Annotated in this window: 20 protein-coding genes; 6 read left to right on the plus strand and 14 right to left on the minus strand. The window is 60.5% G+C overall.

The annotated features are described in order from the left end of the window. The first annotated feature begins 229 nt into the window (after nt 1-229). From AMK02_RS10265 to AMK02_RS10270, 3 genes are all read left to right on the plus strand, one after another. A complete protein-coding gene (locus AMK02_RS10265; protein WP_011425300.1) occupies nt 230-487 on the plus strand; it encodes a DUF982 domain-containing protein in 258 nt (85 codons plus the stop codon). A 120-nt stretch (nt 488-607) separates the two neighbouring features. Then, nucleotides 608-778 carry a hypothetical protein gene (locus AMK02_RS31115; RefSeq protein ID WP_164517744.1) on the plus strand — a complete coding sequence of 57 codons (171 nt, stop codon included), beginning with the start codon at nt 608-610 and terminating at the stop codon, nt 776-778. Further along, a complete protein-coding gene (locus AMK02_RS10270; protein WP_064802451.1) occupies nt 778-1,014 on the plus strand; it encodes a hypothetical protein in 237 nt (78 codons plus the stop codon). The genes AMK02_RS31115 and AMK02_RS10270 overlap by 1 nt, the downstream gene beginning before the upstream one ends. A 172-nt stretch (nt 1,015-1,186) precedes the next feature. On the opposite strand, the gene AMK02_RS10275 is transcribed toward AMK02_RS10270, so the two are convergent. From AMK02_RS10275 to AMK02_RS10290, 4 genes are all read right to left on the minus strand, one after another. Further along, nucleotides 1,187-1,735, minus strand: coding sequence for a nuclear transport factor 2 family protein (locus AMK02_RS10275; RefSeq protein WP_064802453.1), 549 nt, complete (start codon nt 1,733-1,735; stop codon nt 1,187-1,189). Between the two features lie 80 nt (nt 1,736-1,815). Continuing rightward, nucleotides 1,816-2,619 carry an SDR family oxidoreductase gene (locus tag AMK02_RS10280; RefSeq protein ID WP_064802455.1) on the minus strand — a complete coding sequence of 268 codons (804 nt, stop codon included), beginning with the start codon at nt 2,617-2,619 and terminating at the stop codon, nt 1,816-1,818. Nucleotides 2,620-2,671: 52 nt separating this feature from the next. After that, a complete protein-coding gene (locus AMK02_RS10285; RefSeq protein WP_064802457.1) occupies nt 2,672-3,070 on the minus strand; it encodes a GlcG/HbpS family heme-binding protein in 399 nt (132 codons plus the stop codon). A gap of 162 nt (nt 3,071-3,232) precedes the next feature. After that, the gene (locus AMK02_RS10290; RefSeq protein WP_064802458.1) at nt 3,233-4,120 is read right to left on the minus strand and encodes an AraC family transcriptional regulator; all 888 of its coding nucleotides are present in this window, start codon (nt 4,118-4,120) and stop codon (nt 3,233-3,235) included. Nucleotides 4,121-4,393: 273 nt separating this feature from the next. On the opposite strand from AMK02_RS10290, the gene AMK02_RS31705 reads away from it, so the two are divergent. Continuing rightward, entirely contained in the window at nt 4,394-4,558 is a 165-nt protein-coding gene (locus AMK02_RS31705) for a hypothetical protein (RefSeq protein ID WP_167377193.1), read from the plus strand. 29 nt (nt 4,559-4,587) lie between these two features. Here the strand turns inward: AMK02_RS31705 and AMK02_RS10300 are convergent, their stop codons facing one another. The 7 genes from AMK02_RS10300 to AMK02_RS10330 form a co-directional block, all read right to left on the minus strand. Beyond that, nucleotides 4,588-4,977: a RidA family protein gene (locus tag AMK02_RS10300; RefSeq protein ID WP_064802462.1), complete on the minus strand. Its 390-nt coding sequence runs from the start codon at nt 4,975-4,977 to the stop codon at nt 4,588-4,590. Continuing rightward, complete coding sequence (locus AMK02_RS10305; protein WP_064802464.1) at nt 4,978-5,559, minus strand: NAD(P)H-dependent oxidoreductase; 582 nt, start codon at nt 5,557-5,559, stop codon at nt 4,978-4,980. Beyond that, on the minus strand, nt 5,559-6,965 hold the full coding sequence (locus AMK02_RS10310) for an FAD-binding oxidoreductase (RefSeq protein WP_064802467.1): 1,407 nt from the start codon (nt 6,963-6,965) through the stop codon (nt 5,559-5,561). Before AMK02_RS10310 ends, AMK02_RS10305 begins: the two co-directional genes overlap by 1 nt. 1 nt (nt 6,966) lies before the next feature. Beyond that, nucleotides 6,967-8,280: a cytosine deaminase gene (locus tag AMK02_RS10315; protein WP_064802469.1), complete on the minus strand. Its 1,314-nt coding sequence runs from the start codon at nt 8,278-8,280 to the stop codon at nt 6,967-6,969. Next, entirely contained in the window at nt 8,280-9,122 is an 843-nt protein-coding gene (locus AMK02_RS10320) for an ABC transporter permease (RefSeq protein ID WP_064802471.1), read from the minus strand. Before AMK02_RS10320 ends, AMK02_RS10315 begins: the two co-directional genes overlap by 1 nt. Next, nucleotides 9,119-9,946: an ABC transporter ATP-binding protein gene (locus AMK02_RS10325; protein ID WP_064802473.1), complete on the minus strand. Its 828-nt coding sequence runs from the start codon at nt 9,944-9,946 to the stop codon at nt 9,119-9,121. Before AMK02_RS10325 ends, AMK02_RS10320 begins: the two co-directional genes overlap by 4 nt. A gap of 66 nt (nt 9,947-10,012) precedes the next feature. Next, entirely contained in the window at nt 10,013-11,029 is a 1,017-nt protein-coding gene (locus tag AMK02_RS10330; protein ID WP_064806117.1) for an ABC transporter substrate-binding protein, read from the minus strand. A gap of 182 nt (nt 11,030-11,211) precedes the next feature. Here AMK02_RS10330 and AMK02_RS10335 point away from each other — a divergent pair, with 182 nt between their 5' ends. Then, nucleotides 11,212-12,159 (plus strand): LysR family transcriptional regulator, encoded by a 948-nt coding sequence (locus AMK02_RS10335; protein WP_064802475.1) that lies wholly within the window; start codon nt 11,212-11,214, stop codon nt 12,157-12,159. Nucleotides 12,160-12,177: 18 nt separating this feature from the next. Here AMK02_RS10335 and AMK02_RS10340 read toward each other — a convergent pair whose 3' ends face one another. Continuing rightward, a complete protein-coding gene (locus AMK02_RS10340) occupies nt 12,178-12,975 on the minus strand; it encodes a creatininase family protein (RefSeq protein WP_064802477.1) in 798 nt (265 codons plus the stop codon). Nucleotides 12,976-13,210: 235 nt separating this feature from the next. On the opposite strand from AMK02_RS10340, the gene AMK02_RS10345 reads away from it, so the two are divergent. After that, nucleotides 13,211-13,690 carry a DUF2938 domain-containing protein gene (locus AMK02_RS10345; protein ID WP_064802479.1) on the plus strand — a complete coding sequence of 160 codons (480 nt, stop codon included), beginning with the start codon at nt 13,211-13,213 and terminating at the stop codon, nt 13,688-13,690. 200 nt (nt 13,691-13,890) lie between these two features. Here AMK02_RS10345 and AMK02_RS10350 read toward each other — a convergent pair whose 3' ends face one another. Beyond that, nucleotides 13,891-14,532, minus strand: coding sequence for a ThuA domain-containing protein (locus AMK02_RS10350; RefSeq protein WP_010065671.1), 642 nt, complete (start codon nt 14,530-14,532; stop codon nt 13,891-13,893). An 18-nt stretch (nt 14,533-14,550) separates the two neighbouring features. Then, complete coding sequence (locus AMK02_RS10355; protein WP_064806119.1) at nt 14,551-15,651, minus strand: Gfo/Idh/MocA family protein; 1,101 nt, start codon at nt 15,649-15,651, stop codon at nt 14,551-14,553. Between the last annotated feature and the right edge of the window lie 13 nt (nt 15,652-15,664).

Genomic DNA, 15,664 nt, shown 5'->3' on the forward strand with positions numbered 1-15,664 from the left:
GGTTCTGTCTGATATTTACCATAATCGGTCGTTTAATGCTGATAGCCAGATTTCCGGAACCCCCTCGAGAAGCTTCAGACGTTTCCCGTTTCAAGCGTCGCCTGCCGGATCCCACCGTGAGAGACAGGTCTGTCACGGTCATGGTGCCAAGGATCGAAGGCCGCTGCCAACGGCATGCTAATTGCATATTATCGGTTAGCTCGCCGAAATTAGGAAAAGCTGTAGCAAAGTGAGACAGACGGCAAATTTTCGACCGGTCGGCCTGGCCTCCATGGGGCTCGGCCATTATGCCGTTATTAACTCAGTGTGGGATGCCGCGCGCACGCTGCTTCGTGACTGGCCGGTGGATGACGGCGAAGAATATTTCGAAGCGGTCAAAGCCTGCCTGGATGCGATTACCGGCGATCTCCCGCCGGATCATGTGCGCGCCGTCTTCATCAGGGCTGCGCAGGAGGCGGGCATCGCTGTCATAGAAGCTGCCGACTGACCAGCGGCCGCATCCTAGCTCCCCGTTTCTCCTCCTGTTTCCACGACAAGCTCGTCGTCGCGCTTGACTTCTTTGGGCGAAGGTCTAAATTAGAACAAAACAGGAACATTGGAGATGGTCATGACACATACGGAACAGGTGATCGCCAACGCCCTAGCCCTTGTCGAAGCCTCTCGGGCGGCCCGCGAGCGGGATCAGCAGCGCCGCGCCGCCTGGCAGAAAAAGGTGGAACTCAGCCGACCGCTGCCGCCTCTGCCGCGCCCGGTCCAACTGCCGCTGGCGTTGAACTGATGCAGCCGGCAAAGACATCCAAGTCCGATGAGCCGCCGCCAGATCCGGCTTGCTCTGATCCTGCATGGGAAGTGGAAGCCGTGCTTGCCTGGCACGACGACGATGCCAAGGCGGCGATCCGCTCGCTGCTCGACGACTGCAGACATCTGCGCCGGCAACTGGCGCTGGCGGAAAGCGTAATGAGCCGCGGAATGGCCCGCGGCTGGACGCCGCGATACGAACGCGACTCCCTTTGAAACATGCCTGCGGCGACCTCTGTTGCCATCAGCACAATCATGGCCATCAAGACGGTTATTCGACAGCAGGCCGAGGCCGACGATCGACCAGATAGGCCTCCAGCGCTGAGGCCTTACCGAAGACGACATAGCCATCCGAACACACGAGCACGCCAGTCGCCGGGCTCCACATCTAGGCGACCGGCGTCACACGGGTCCAAAAGGCGTTGAACGCGATCGAATCGAAGAGGGCCGAGGCACGGACGATACGGCCGTCGCGCATGTCGAGAAACCACGCATAGGTGTTTGCGTAGGGCTCTCCGTCGCGGGCGATGCCGCGGGCGTCGAAAAAGACGATCACGGTGTCGCCGTCGGCATATACGTTGCGGATCGCCGGCTTCAGCGGTGCCTTCATTCGAGCATTAAACGGGCGGATCACCTCACGCAGGAATGCCTCGCGGCTGGGGTAGGTCTTCGAGGCCAGCGAATAGCCCTCGATTGTCCAGCGGGCGTCGTCGGCGAGGAGATCATAAGGACTGCCTGTTCCGGCCGCCCAGGCTTCGAAGCCAGCCTCGACGGCTGCCTTGTTGCGGCGTTCGGTTTCGGTGAGAGACTGCGCTGCGGCGCGGGCTTCGAGCCCGCCCAGAGCAAGGATGGTGGTGGCGATGCCGAGGATTGCATTGAAGACGCGCATCGTCAGGGATTGCGGCCGACAGATGGCTGCCGTTGCGGTGTGGGACATGGTTATCTCCAGAGGGTCGAGTGAGTGGGGCGACACCCGCTGGCCGGGTGCCGCTTGCGGGCTCGCCGCCAGAAATCTGCTTAGATCTGGTTTTCCCAAGCTCTCAGCTGATGCTCCTTCAGCATGTCCTCGATAACCTTCGGAACGACATTGCGGAACCTGCCGGTGTCGGCCGGAACGACTTCGATCATCCGGTCGATCATTTCCTTCGGATCCATCTTGCCTTCGGGCGTCGCGAAGAAATCGTCGAAGCCCTTTCGCAGATCTGCGCGCTTGGTGAAGTTCTTGCTGTCATCCAGCCAGCGGAACGGATTGTCCGCCATCGTCTCATTGTAGCCGGTGTAATAGGCGCCCGGATTGATCGTCTGGACCTTGATGCCATAACGGGCGAGCTCCTGCTGCAGCGCCTCGGCGATCGATTCCAACGCGTGCTTGGTGGAGACATAGGTGCCCCAGTTGGCCGGGGTGAACAGGCCGCCCATCGAGGAGGTGAAGACCACCTTGCCCTTCTTGCCTTCGCGCACCCATCTCTGGACGACGCCCTGAGTCAGCACCAGCGGCAGAAAGACGTTGACTTCGTAGTTCTTGCGAACAAGTTCGATCGGGATTTCCCAAACCGGGCCGGCTTCGCCCATACCGGCATTGTTCCAAAGAACGTCGATATCCCATCCCTGCGCCTGCTTGATGTCGTAGGAATCGGTGAGGTCGAGTCGCTCGACACGGATGTTCTTCAGGCCGAGGGCGGCGACCTCCTCACGCAGCGGCGTTACCTGCGAGGAAACCTGCGTGGTTGCGATGATGCTGTGGCCGTTCTTGGCCATGCCGATGGCGGCACCCTTGCCGAAGCCGGAGCCTGCGCCGGTGATCAAAATGGTCTTGGTCATGAGACATTCCTTTCGATGGTTCGGGTTGGTCGAAATCAGTCTTGGCACAGCATCACGCGGCGGCTGCAGCCGCTGCCTGCGCTATTTCGAGATCCTGTGGAACCGCTCCTCCGGAGACGCCAACGGCGCCTATGACCGTTCCGTCGCGGGCAAAAAGCGAGATGCCGCCGGCAAAGGGAGCGAGGCCGCCGTTGGATAGTTCGAGGCCATGGGCGGGAGCCCCGGGCTTGCAATAATCCCAGACGGCCTCGCTTGTGGTTTGAAACAATACGGCCGTCCGGGCTTTGCCCATAGCGAGGTCGATCGAGCCGAGCACTGCGCCGTCCATTCGGCTGAACGCCTTGAGATGGGCTCCGGCGTCCAGGACCGCGATATTGACCGGCACACCGATCTCATTGGCCCGCGCCTCACCTGCGGCGATGATCCTGCGAGCTTCGGCAATAGTAATCATCTCCTGTCTCCTCTTTTCAGCTCGGGGCTAACTCGACGAGACAGGTGTATAGGCGGAACCGGTATTGCGGTATTTTCAGCTCTTGCTGCGCTATGCGCAAATCTTGCGCTCCGGCGTGCCGGCATGCACGAATGGCGAATTATCTCCGGCAGGCGGAACCCGCTAACCGGTGACGAGCGCGCGATAGTGGCCGGGCGTCAAGCCGGTCGTCTTGCGGAAGACCCGGGTGAAATTCGCCTGCGAGCCGAAGCCGGTATCGAGCGCGATCTCCACGAGCGAGGACCGTGCGAGCCTGAGCTTTTCCTTGGCCGCTTCGATCCGTCGCTCGGTGACGTAACGATGCGGCGTCAGGCCGGTAGCCCTGCGAAACATGCGGGCAAAATGAAAGGGGCTGAGGCAAGCCTCCGCAGCAAGGTCATCCAGCGAGATTTCGGCTGCGATGCGGGCTTCAATGAAATCGAAGACCCGTTGCAGCCTTTTGGGGTCGACAGTCGGCGCCCGTGCGGCAGGTTGCCAGCGAACAGACGAATAGGTGCTGAGCAGGTGCGCCGCCAGCGCCGTCTGAATGCCGTCCAGATAGAGGCGATCAGTCGGTTCAAGGCTTCTGTTCAACAAACCTCGAAAGAGTTGACCGAACTGCAGCACCATGGGATCGGGGACGCCTCCCGCATAGGCGAGCTGCACCTTGGCCGGATCGATGTCGAAGTTTGAAAGTGCGCTCTCACCGACGAGCGACGGCGGGAGAAAGATGTGGAGGGACTCGGGCATGGTACCCATGATTTCCACGGCACTCTCATGGACACCCGCCGGACAAACCCAAGCGACACCGGGGCGGGCAATCGCCTCCCGCCTGTGGCCGTCACCCGTCCACCTGATCTTCGACTGCCCCGAGAGCAGGACAGCTATTTCCGTGCATTCGAGTGTAAGGTCGACCTGCCAGCCGGGATCGAAATGTCTGAGCTCGACCTGTAGCGATGAGCAATCAACAAGCCCACCCACTCGCTCGCTGGTCCGATACTTTCTGTCACCTTGCGATTCCACGAAAGACATGTCGCATCCATGCCGCCAATGAAACAAATTCGCATTGTTCAGTCCGGGTAGGCAGATTGCCGCCGTCACGCTGTGAAATCCGCACTCAACGTTGATTTATCGAATGAATGCGTAAAGGAGGATTGCTGTCGGAGCACAAGTATTCGATCAGTATTTTTGGCTAAATTGCAGAGGAGCGCAAGACCTTGGCGCAATCGATATGGCGCCTCATTTTGCGGTTTCCGCCGCCAGAGTGTCAGGCGTTCCGGTTGGATGTTCGTTCGCCTTTTTTCGATGGCCGACCGCATCGATGCCGCACGCGAAAGCGTCGGACGCTCTTCGAAAGCTTGGAGGAACACGATCTCAATGAATTGGTACGCGCTGATGCGCAAATTAGCAGATGAGATCAGCGGCAAGATAAGCGTCAGCGCCCGTAAGCCGCAGGAGGATGGCGACTGACAGGTGGGGGGTCGAGAAAGCGCCTTGTCTCAAAATACTTTTGCGGCCGTAACTTCGACTTCCACAAGGAATTCCGGGCGGGTAAAACCGGCGACGACGATTAGCGTCGAGGTCGGCTTCGGCTCGAGCGTGTATCGATCCCGGACCTCCATATAGTCGGCGAAGTGCTCGCGCTTCGTCACAAAACCCGAGATGCGGATAACGTCGGCAAAACTCATCTCCGCCTCGCCAAGAATCGCCTTGATCGCCTCGAAGCAAAGTTCTGCCTGCGCGCCGACATCCTCCGTCACCTCCTCCTCGAGGCTAATGCCAAGTTGCCCGGAGGTTACGAGCAACGAGGCGCCCGGTGGGACCAGCAAACCGTGATTGTAATTTCCGAAGGGGCGGCGAACGGAGGAGGGATTGAAGATCCTCTTCATCTAGAACCGCTCCATCGCCGTCTTCACCTTTTCCAGAAACCTCGCCCGTGTCTGCGGTGTGCAATTGTTCATGTCATAATGCGCAAGAAAGGTGACCGATCTTAGCGGGTTGATCTGCGCTCTCAGCACACGTTTGACAATCTTCTTCGGCGGATTGCCGGCGGCGAAGGCGCGAAACGGCGTGGCGCCGTATGTCAGAACGGCGGCGAGCTTTCTGATATGGCGCAGCCGCGATTCGACCTTTCCATCGACGAGATCGAAGGAAACACCGGGAAGCCAGACGCGGTCGAAATAGCCCTTCAGGATCGCCGGGAACCCGAAATTCCAGATCGGCGTCACCAGCACTAGGCCCTCGGCCCGCTTCAGCCGCTCGACATAGGATTTCACCAGATCAGAATTGGCGGGATAGTCGTGATAGCTGAGCCGGTCGCTGCGGGAGAGCACGGGGTCGAATTTCTCGGCATAGAGATCGCAGGCATCCACCGCATGGCCGGCTTTCTCAAGGCTTTCCAGCGTCTGTTTGTAAAGCGCCTTGCCGTAGCTTTCCTCGACCGGGTGCGAATGAAGGACGAGAACGTTCATCAGGCCTCCATGACGCTCGCAAGTCCCGGAAACAGATAGTTTTTGCCGGCATTGAAATCGAAACTAGGATTCTCCCAGGCAATCATCTTGCCGGGGTTCAGCAGCCCGCGGGGATCGGTCTCGTGCTTGAAGGCGAGCTGCACCTTGTCGGTGCGCTTCATGCCGCCTTCCTCCAGCGTGTAGCGGTGCGGATTGAAGATCGGGCAGCCGTGATCCTGGTGGATCTTGATGATCTCCTCGAGCCGCGCCTCTGTGGTGTAGCGTACCAGCGGCAGGCCGGAGCACTGGATCTGCCCGTCGAACTTGATGAATTCGAGATGCCCCGGCACTTCATCACCGAAGATCTCCACCATTTTGGCGACCTTGGCCACATGATCCGGCCCCGGATACTGCACTTGCAGATAGGTGAAGTTGGGGTCGACCTTGAGAGCACGCAGCGTCGTGTGGTTCCAGGCAAGCTCATAGGCATGCGGAATGCCTTTCATGCTTTCGACCCTGTCGGAGCGGAAGATGACCTCGCCCTTGTGAGCGGCGGCAAAGGCGAGGAACGCATCCATGGAATGCGGCGCGATCATCAGCACCACCACGGACTGGCCCTTGCTGATATAGGATTTATGCCGGGTGAAATAGTCGTGCGGTATGGGGGCGGCGATCGGTGCGATCTCCTTGACGAGGATGCCGTTGCATTTGGCGAGCGCATCGGAGAAGCGCACGGCAGCCATGAAGTCGTCATAGCCGACGAGAACGTCCACCCAATCATAGGCGGGCGCCAGCGGCATTTCGATCTCGGTAATGATGCCGTTGGTGCCATAGGCATGGCTGACCTTCTGCAGGTCCCAGCCGGTGAGATCGAGCACGCGTGGCTCAGCCTCCATGGTGACGACGCGCAGGCGCAGGATATTGCCGAGGTCGCGCAGGCCGCCCCAGGTGATCGAGCCGACACCGCCGGAGCCGCCGGCAATGAAGCCGCCGACGGTTGCCATCTGCGCCGTGGACGGGTGGAACCGCAGCTCCTGGCCGGAATGGGCCTTGGTCTGCTTGTCGAGCTGGGCGATGATGATGCCAGGCTCGCAGATCACGCGGCCGGGATGGATTTCCTTGATCTTGTCCATGGCCGCCAGATTCAGCACGATGCCGCCGGAAAGCGGCATCGCCTGGCCGTAATTGCCGGTGCCGCCGCCGCGGGGCGTGACCGGCACGCCATGCGCGAAGGCAACCTTCAGCGTCCGGATGACCTCTTCTTGGTTTTTTGGCGTGACGACGAGATCGGCCGTCACGTTGTCGAGCTGCGCCTTCAGTATCGGTGAATACCAATAGAAATCACGGCTCTTCTGGCGCACCAGCGCCGGATTGTCTTCGATGGCGATGCCTTCGAGTTCTTTCTTGATCGACTGATAATCCGGCATGTCAGGCTCCAACGACGCTGTCGAGTTCACGGTAGTCCGGCAGGCGGCGGTCGATCACCTTGCCGCGGCGAAGCACGACGCGGTCGGACTGCGGACGGGAAAGAAATTCGCTCCAGCGCCGGGCGCTGAAGAGCACCAGATCGGCCGAGGCGCCGGCGGCGATGCGCCCCTTATCGGGTCGGCCGAGAATCTCGGCAGGTGAGGTGGTGACGACGCGCGCCGCCGTATCCAGCGGATGGTCGAGATGCAGGATGCGGACCGCCTCGCGGAACACCTCCACGGGGTCGAGATCGCCATAGGCATAGAAGGGGTCGCGGGTATTGTCGGAGGCGACTGCCGTTGCCACGCCGGCCGCGGCCAATTCCTTGAACAGGGTAACGCCGCGCCAACGCGGTGTGCGGCCGGGGTAGCGGTCCTGCAGATACATGTTGCACATGGGTAGCGAAACGACGGCGATACCCGCCTCGGCGACGAGTGCGACCGTGCGCTTTGCCGTTTCTTGGTCGTGACGGGCGAGCGAGCAGCAATGGCCGGCCGTCACCTTGCCGTCGAAACGGTTGCGCAATACGGCTTGCGCGATCGCCTTCAGTGTTTCAGCGCCCCGATCATCTGTCTCGTCGACATGCAGATCGACATCAAAGCCATTATCGGCCGCGGCTCTGAACAGCGTATCGAGCTGGCTGTCGAGATCCGGGCTCATCCGGGTGACGCCGCCCATCAGGCCACCCTTGTCGCGAACCACCGCGACGAGCTCGGCGAAATAGGCGGCATCCGCCATATTTTCCATCGGAAAGAGCGCCACCGCCTGCAACGCAATCCTGTCCTTCCAGGCCTCGCGCATCTCGGCGAAGACCTCGAAGGAAATGCGATGCTGTGGCGCCAGCGAATCGAGATGGGTTCGAATGAGGCTTGTGCCGTGCGCGTAGGCGCAGCGCAGGGAAAACTCCATGCGCTTCTTCACGTCGCCAGCCGACCAGTTCGCTTCGCGGTCTGCGCGCACGGCCTCCAGCGCTCCCGGAAAGGTGCCGTCCGGATTGGCGTTGCGTGGCCAGATATGACCCTTGTCGAGATGCGTATGCATGTCGGCGAAGCAAGGCCAGACCATGCTCTCCTTCAGGTCGGACTTCGCCAGTTCCACGGGCGCTTCCCCGGGCGGCAGTACATCGGCAATGATGCCGTCGGCGATGACGATATCGGCCCTGACGAGCCCCTCGACAATAGGCGCCTCATAACCGGTGACGGCGGCGCTAGGCAGGGTCGCATTGCTCAGCACGAAGCGGCCGGAATTGGGCGGTGAAATGAAGGAATAGGTCATCAGTTTTCCCGTTTCAGGCTACTCTCGTGCCAGCGGTGCAGGGCAAGCCACGAAATGAATGAGGTGACGGCGAAGATCGCCACACCGAGCAGCGAGAGCATCAGCAGGGCCGCAAAGAGTCGTGGAATGTTGAGCCGGTATTGCGCTTCGAGAAGCCGGAAGGCGAGGCCTGAGCCCGCACCCGCCGAGCCTGCGGCAAATTCCGCGACGACGGCAGCAATCAGTGCAAGGCCGCCGCCGATCCTGAGGCCGGTCATGAAATAGGGCTGGGCAGCCGGGAGCTTGAGAAAGAGCAGCGTCTGCCAGCGCGAGGCGCCGTAGAGCTCGAACAGATTGATGAGATTGTGATCGACGCTTTTCAGCCCCTGAACCATATTCGAAAGAATAGGGAAAAAGGCGACGAGGAAGGCGCAGATCAGAAGCGCCACCTGCGTTGACGGCGCATAGATCAGGATCAGCGGCGAAATCGCGACGATCGGCGTGACCTGAAGGATGACGGCGAGCGGATAGAAGGCGAGTTCGATCCAGCGCGACTGCACCAGGAAAATCGCGAAGCCGACGCCACCGACCAGCGCCAGCATCAACGATATCAGCGTGATTTTGGTGGTGACCCAGAGGGCAGGGGCAAGCGTACCCCAATCCGTGACGAAAGTGCTGGCGACGGCCGCCGGACCGGGCAGGATATAGGGCGGCACGCCTGACAGTCTGACATAGGCATACCAGATCAGGACCAGGCACGCGATGACCAGCAAGGGCGTCAGGACGCGCAGCGCCAGTTCGCGACGACGGGCGCTTGCAGTCGCTTTGACAAACAGCGGCGCCGCGGATTTTTCGTCACTCATCGACGATCCTCCGCCGCGTTGATCGCTCCGATGAGCGCGTGCGAGACCGTCTCGCAGGCTTTGCGGTATTCTTCCGAAGTGCGATAATGGGCGTCGCGTCCCAGACTGGTCATCAGCGGCAGATCGGCATGTACACGCCCCGGCCTTGCCTTCATCACGACGATGCGGTTGGAGAGATAGGCGGATTCGAAGACCGAATGGGTGACGAAGATGACGGTGATGCCGGTCGTCTTCCAGAGCCTGAGCACGTCATCATTCAACTTCTGTCGGGTGATCTCGTCGAGAGCCGCGAAGGGCTCGTCCATCAGTAGCAGCTTCGGCTTCGTCACCAGAGCCCGGGCAATCGAAACACGCATCTTCATGCCGCCGGACAGTTCGCGCGGATAGGCCTTGGCGAAATCCTGGAGGCCGACCGTGGTCAGCGCTTCCACGATCTGATCATGTGCCGCCCTCTTGGAGATATGTCGAAGCTTCAGCGGCAGATGAACATTGTCGAACACGGTCTTCCAGGGCATCAGCGTCGGCTCCTGAAAGACGAAACCGATATCCCCCTCCGGAAGACCCTTGGAGTTGATCCGAGAACTCGGCCAGTCGATCGCGCCCGACGTGACATCGCCGAGCCCGGCGATAATCCGCAGCGCCGTCGACTTGCCGCACCCGGACGGGCCGAGCAGGCTGATGAACTCGCCGCTCTCCACTGTGAGCGACATCTCCGAAAGGGCAACGGTTCCGCTAGAGAAGGCTTTCGAAACAGCTTGCATGACGACCAGCGGCCGCTTGCGCAACTCTTTCGGGGATAGGGCCTGAGCTTCTGCTGGGGGCATTGGCTGTCTCGTTCATCAGGGAATGGAATCCGCCGTATGAGGTGGATCTCCGACGGAGTCTTCGGCTTACTTCTTCATCGCCATTCCGGTGCCTTTGCAGACGAATTTCGTCGTGAAGGCTTTGGTGTAATCCGTTTCCGGCTTGAACACCTTGATCGCTACCATTTCATTGAAGAAGGCCTTGTAATGCGCCTCGGTCAGGCAGCCGATGCCTTTGTCGAGGCTGTCGCCGGATTCGATGATGCCGTACTCCTTCATCTTGGCGATGGAATAGGCGATCTGACCATCCGTCATTTCAGGATTGTCCTTCTTGATCAGCTCGTTGGCCTTGGTGTTGTCACCGTAGAGATAGTGGTACCAGCCTTCGATCGAGGCATCGACGAAGCGTTGGACGACATCGGGCTTGCTGTCGATCATCGCCTGCGTGGTGGTGATCATCGTCGAATAGGGGGAGTAGCCGTTGTCGGCGAGCAGGAAGACTTTCGGCTCGAAGCCGGCCTGCTTCTGAATCTCGTAGGGTTCCGAGGTGAGATAACCTTGCTGCGCGGAATCCTTGTCGGCAAGGAACGGCGCCGGGCTGAAATTATAGGGCTTGTACTGTTCGTCCCTGAAGCCTTTGAAATTCGCCTTCATCCATTCGAAATAGGTGAGATAGCCGTCCTTGCCGAGAAACAGCGTCTTGAGCTTGGCGAGATCTTCGAATTTCTCGATTCCGGCATCGGGATGTGCGATCAGCACCTGCGGATCCTTCTGGAAGATCGCCGCGACGTCGACGAGCGGAATGCCCTGCTCGACGGCCGAAATCTCGCCCTGCGGCCCGCCCATGTAGAAATCGATCTTGCCGGAGATCAGCAGCGCGCTGTTGGCCGCATTCGGACCGCCCTGGACGATGGTGACGTCGAGTCCGTGCTTGGCATAAGTGCCGTCGGCGACCGCCTGGTAGAAGCCGCCATGCTCGGCCTGCGCCAGCCAGTTGGTGCCATAGGTGACCTTGTCGGCCGCCTGAGCGGAGGCGATGGAGGCAATCATGCCGCCAAGCCCGGCCAATGCGGAAAAGACCCTGTTCTTTTTTGTCATGGGCATGATCAACGTTCCCCTTCTGATTTCGCAGCCGTCGCAGCGACGTCCGATTTTCTTCATAGGAGCCGTTGCTTTGCTCTTTGAAAAGCATCAAATTTCGTGCGCAATGATGCCTTTTCGGCATCTCACCGAAAGCCTGTGCCTATTTTGCGCTGCGTGCCTGATATTTGTGCAACGAGGTTCTGATGCTGCATTCCAGAAAGCTTCTCTATATCAACGAGATCGCGCGTTCGGGCTCGATCCGCAAGGCGGCGGCACGACTGAACGTGGCGTCTTCGGCGATCAACCGGCAGATTTTGGCCTTGGAGGAGGAAATGGGCGCGCCACTCTTCGAGCGCTTGCCGCGCGGGCTGCGGCTGACCGCCGCCGGCGAGCTCTGCATCGAACATATCCGCGAGGTGCTGAAGAACTACGAGCGGCTGGAGGGGCGTATCCGCAGCCTGAAGATGCAGCAGGCGGGCAAGGTTCGGCTGGTGACGACCGTCGGCCTTGCGGCAGGGCCGCTGCCGGAAATCATCGCCCGCTTCCAGTCGGAACATCCGCGCGTCTTCATGCAATTGCGGAACGACGCCGGCACGATGACGGTCAACCCGGTGCTTTCAGGCGAGGTGGATATCGGCCTCGGTTTCAATATTCCGGCAACGCCCGGCATCCGCACGCTCGGCAATTTCGACATTCCGATCGGCGTGGTTCTGCCGCCCGGTCACCATCTGATCGGTTCCGGCCCGATCAACCTGGCCGATATCGTCCAGGAGCGCCTGGTGCTGGCGCAGCAAGGGACCAGCCTGCGCGACGTGATCAATCTGGCTTTGGCGCGCCTCGACGTGCATGTCGAACCGGTACTCGAAACCAATGCCTCGGAGATGCTGAAAAAACTGGTCAAATCGGGGGCGGGGCTAACGATCCTGAACCCGCTCGACGTCATCACCGAATGCCGGCAGGGCGAACTGGTCTTCCGGCCGATCGCGGAGCCGCATGCGCGCCACCAGCCGATGAAGCTTTTTGCCCGCGCCCGCGCGCCGCTCGACTCCGCCACCAGCCTGTTCGTCGAATATCTCCTGGCCGAGCTGGCCGGCCTGGTGCAGGAACTGCAGGCCAAGGGGCACATCGCGGCGGATACTTCCGCGATCTGAGCCGCGGTTCGGCAGGCCCTACTTGGAATAAAGACTGGAAAGCGGATAGCGCTTCAGGTCGCAGAGCAGTTCGATGAACCCCTTGACCTGATGGCGGCAGATCGCTTCGCCCTTTTCGGCCATCCCGCGCGACGCGTCGCCGACGACCCCGTTGGGATTGAGATCGTGGGCGATCCAGGCGAGCGAATGCGGCGGCAGCGGCTGAATGTAATTCGATTGCTCCCGCATCCATACCGCCTTGGATTTGAAATTCTGCGCCTTCTCCATCCGTACCAGGTCAGGCCGGAAATGCAGCATCAGCGACGTTTCCACCTCGCCGCCATGGATGCCGTATTTCAGCTCATGCTCGCTGATCATGCCCCCGGGGTGACCGAAGCGGCCCCATTGCGTGGAGATGACGGCCATCGCGTAGCGCACGCGCAGCTCTCGCGCCACGATGCTCATGATATCGACATTGCCGCCATGCGAATTGATGATCACCATCTTGCGGATGCCGGCTTCGGCAACCTTTGCGCCAATCGCGGTCCAGACCGGAATGAGCAGTTCGGCGCTGAGCGACAAGGTACCCGGTCCGTAGATATGTTCATTGGCCTTACCGATTTCCTGCGTCGGCAGCACCAGACAATCGAGATCGACGGGTTTCTGCTTGCGTAATTCGGCGAGCATGCCTTCGGCGATGGCCACATCGGTCGCGATCGGCAGATGCGGCCCGTGCTGTTCCGTCGAGGCGATCGGCAGGATGGCGATCGTGGTGTCGGGAGACAGTCCGGCGAAGTCGTCGCTGACCAACTCGTTCCAGTAAAATGGCACTGTCATTGCCGTTCGCCTCTCATTGCCGTTGCAGACAGTGAGTAGGGAATAACGCTACCTGCGAAAAGCATCAATTTGCGGTCGCACCGATGCCTTTTTGCGGATGATGGAGCAACGACCCCGTCGAGCGCGGCTCTTTGCCGTGATGTCTCCGGGCATGTCTTGCCGAAACCATTGCGCAAGTGCGTCCGCAATGGTTTTCTACCGCCTCTGCAATTGCAACGCTTTCCGGTGATTCCCGATGTTCGATATTCTGTGGCGCGGTCTGGTGATCGGCGCCGGCGCAACCATCCTCATGGACCTCTGGGCGATCGTACTCACGAAGGTCTTCGGCCAGACGCCGCCGAACTGGGCGCCGGTCGGCCGCTGGTTCTGGCATCTTGGTCGCGGCAAGGTCTTTCATGAGAACATCGCCGATGCAGCGCTTTATGCGAATGAACTCGCTCTCGGCTGGATCAGTCACTACGCCGTCGGCATTGTCTATGGCGTGATCTTTGCGATCATCATGGGGCAGGAGTGGTTGGCCGCACCGACATTTCTCGCCGCCTGGGTTTTCGGCATCATCACCGTCGGGGCAGGGTGGTTCCTGCTGCAGCCCGGCCTCGGCCTCGGCTGGGCGGCTTCCAGGCATCCGAAGCCGATGAAGGTCCGATGCTTCAATCTGCTTGCGCATACGGTGTTTGCGCTGGGGCTATTTGGGACGGCGTTGATCATTCGCTGAGCCAAAAACCCCTCCCCAACCCTTCCCTCAAGGGGGAGGGACTAAGCTGTGGCGTCCGGCGGCGACCAAAGCAGAGGTCTTGCTGGCTGTTACCGTTCGACGGATTGAAACGATAGAGTTTATGTGAAGCGGTGCGGCATCTTAGCCCCTCCCCCTTGCGGGGGGGATGGGTCTATTGGTTCCCTGCGAAAATCCCTATCTCACCGCGCCGCCCAATTCGCGCCGCGGCGGAAGATCGTCTTCATCTCGGGCACGTCGAACTCCTTGGCCTGGTGGCCGAGCGAGGAGTAGAAGACGCGGCCCTTGCCGTATTTGCGCTTCCAGACGACGGGCATGACGACGCCGTCGATCCAGTAGGCGTGCTCGCCGGTGAACTTCGTCGTTGCCAGAACCTCGTTCGAGGGGTCGACATGCATGTAATATTGCTCTGACGTATAGGGAAAGTCGGCAATCCCTTCCATCAGCGGATCGTCTGGGCGGGTAATGTTGACGGTATAGTCGATGATGTTGCCGGGATGGGCCACCCACTGGCCGCCGATGATGAACTGATAGTCGACGGAGTCGCGGAAGGCATCGCCCGCGCCGCCATGATAGCCTGATATGCCGACGCCGCTTTCGATCGCGGCGGCGAGGTTCTTGACCTCCTCCTTTTCGATCTTCGACATCGTCATGATCGGCACGACGAGGCTGAGATCGTGGACGGAGGGGTCGGCGAGCGCCTCGGTACCGTGTTCGAGATAGACCTTGAAGCCGTCTTCCTCGAGCATGGTCTTGATGATTTCGGCGCATTCCTGCGGCTCGTGCCCGCTCCAGCCACCCCAGACGATCAGTGCTTCACGCATTCTCTTTCCTCCTGAAACTTATTTCGCCAGCCGTCCGTCGACGATGGATTGGGACAAGGGGGCAGGGCGTTCCACCGCCGTGGTGATCGTCACCGTCCGGCCGGTCTCGGACGCGGTCTGGAAGGCTTCCATGACTTCGAGCACATGCAGCGCCAGATCGCCGTTGGCGCGGTGCGGCCGGTTCGCGCGGATCGCATGCGCCATGTCGGCAACGCCGAGCGAGCGGAAATTGCCCTCGGCATAGGGCGCGGTGACCGGCTGGTCCTCGAAGGCGCCGCCCTTCTTCAGATATTCGACGGGGCCGGCGAATTTGTTGGGGTCGGGGACAATAAGCGTGCCCTCGGTTCCATAGACCTCCAGCGGCACATGCTTGTGGCCGGCGACGTCGAAGCTCATGGCGATCTGGACGACCGCGCCGTTGGCAAAAGCCATCATGCCGGCGACATGGGTCGGCACATGCACGGGGATGCGCTCGCCATTGCGCGGCTCGCTGGTAATGAGCCGTTCGGCCCGCGGCGTCGTCGCAAAGCCGGCGACCTGGGAAACCGGCCCAAGCAGATTGACGAGATCGGTGATGTAGTAAGGGCCCATATCGAGCATCGGCCCGCCGCCGACCTCGTAATAAAAGGCCGGGTTCGGATGCCAGCGCTCGTGCCCAGGGCACATGAAGGTCGCCGAGCCGCCGACCGGCTGGCCGATGACGCCCTGGTCGATCAGGGCGCGCGCCGTCTGGTGACCGCCGCCGAGAAAGGTGTCGGGGGCCGCGCCGATGCGCAGATTGCGCGCGCGTGCCGCCTCGGCCAATTTTTTCCCTTCCGCGAAATTAATCCCGAGCGGCTTTTCCGAATAGGTGTGCTTGCCGGCCTCGAGCGCCTGCAACGCGACGGCGACATGGGCTTTGGGGATCGTCAGGTTGACGATGATCTCGACCTTGGGATCGGCGAAAAGCTCCTCGACGGATTTGACAAGCACGTTGAATTCGGCAGCTTTTGCCTCTGCCAGTTCCCGGTTGAGATCGGCGACGCCGCGAATGTCGAGAATGGGGAAGGATGCCATCGCCGTGAGATAGGCGCCCGAAATATTGCCGCATCCGATGATGCCGATACCGACCTTGTCCATGAATTCCTCCATT

Source organism: Rhizobium sp. N731 (genome assembly GCF_001664145.1).
In the GTDB taxonomy this organism is placed as follows: Bacteria; Pseudomonadota; Alphaproteobacteria; order Rhizobiales; family Rhizobiaceae; genus Rhizobium; species Rhizobium esperanzae.

What these genes read in the sequence shown, in the direction of transcription:
- AMK02_RS31115 (WP_164517744.1), top strand. Translation starts at nt 608, where the DNA reads ATGACACATACGGAACAGGTGATCGCCAACGCCCTAGCCCTTGTCGAA.
- AMK02_RS10270 (WP_064802451.1), top strand. Translation starts at nt 778, where the DNA reads ATGCAGCCGGCAAAGACATCCAAGTCCGATGAGCCGCCGCCAGATCCG.
- AMK02_RS10275 (WP_064802453.1), bottom strand. Translation starts at nt 1,735, where the DNA reads ATGTCCCACACCGCAACGGCAGCCATCTGTCGGCCGCAATCCCTGACG.
- AMK02_RS10280 (WP_064802455.1), bottom strand. Translation starts at nt 2,619, where the DNA reads ATGACCAAGACCATTTTGATCACCGGCGCAGGCTCCGGCTTCGGCAAG.
- AMK02_RS10285 (WP_064802457.1), bottom strand. Translation starts at nt 3,070, where the DNA reads ATGATTACTATTGCCGAAGCTCGCAGGATCATCGCCGCAGGTGAGGCG.
- AMK02_RS10290 (WP_064802458.1), bottom strand. Translation starts at nt 4,120, where the DNA reads ATGTCTTTCGTGGAATCGCAAGGTGACAGAAAGTATCGGACCAGCGAG.
- AMK02_RS31705 (WP_167377193.1), top strand. Translation starts at nt 4,394, where the DNA reads ATGGCCGACCGCATCGATGCCGCACGCGAAAGCGTCGGACGCTCTTCG.
- AMK02_RS10300 (WP_064802462.1), bottom strand. Translation starts at nt 4,977, where the DNA reads ATGAAGAGGATCTTCAATCCCTCCTCCGTTCGCCGCCCCTTCGGAAAT.
- AMK02_RS10305 (WP_064802464.1), bottom strand. Translation starts at nt 5,559, where the DNA reads ATGAACGTTCTCGTCCTTCATTCGCACCCGGTCGAGGAAAGCTACGGC.
- AMK02_RS10310 (WP_064802467.1), bottom strand. Translation starts at nt 6,965, where the DNA reads ATGCCGGATTATCAGTCGATCAAGAAAGAACTCGAAGGCATCGCCATC.
- AMK02_RS10315 (WP_064802469.1), bottom strand. Translation starts at nt 8,280, where the DNA reads ATGACCTATTCCTTCATTTCACCGCCCAATTCCGGCCGCTTCGTGCTG.
- AMK02_RS10320 (WP_064802471.1), bottom strand. Translation starts at nt 9,122, where the DNA reads ATGAGTGACGAAAAATCCGCGGCGCCGCTGTTTGTCAAAGCGACTGCA.
- AMK02_RS10325 (WP_064802473.1), bottom strand. Translation starts at nt 9,946, where the DNA reads ATGCCCCCAGCAGAAGCTCAGGCCCTATCCCCGAAAGAGTTGCGCAAG.
- AMK02_RS10330 (WP_064806117.1), bottom strand. Translation starts at nt 11,029, where the DNA reads ATGCCCATGACAAAAAAGAACAGGGTCTTTTCCGCATTGGCCGGGCTT.
- AMK02_RS10335 (WP_064802475.1), top strand. Translation starts at nt 11,212, where the DNA reads ATGCTGCATTCCAGAAAGCTTCTCTATATCAACGAGATCGCGCGTTCG.
- AMK02_RS10340 (WP_064802477.1), bottom strand. Translation starts at nt 12,975, where the DNA reads ATGACAGTGCCATTTTACTGGAACGAGTTGGTCAGCGACGACTTCGCC.
- AMK02_RS10345 (WP_064802479.1), top strand. Translation starts at nt 13,211, where the DNA reads ATGTTCGATATTCTGTGGCGCGGTCTGGTGATCGGCGCCGGCGCAACC.
- AMK02_RS10350 (WP_010065671.1), bottom strand. Translation starts at nt 14,532, where the DNA reads ATGCGTGAAGCACTGATCGTCTGGGGTGGCTGGAGCGGGCACGAGCCG.
- AMK02_RS10355 (WP_064806119.1), bottom strand. Translation starts at nt 15,651, where the DNA reads ATGGACAAGGTCGGTATCGGCATCATCGGATGCGGCAATATTTCGGGC.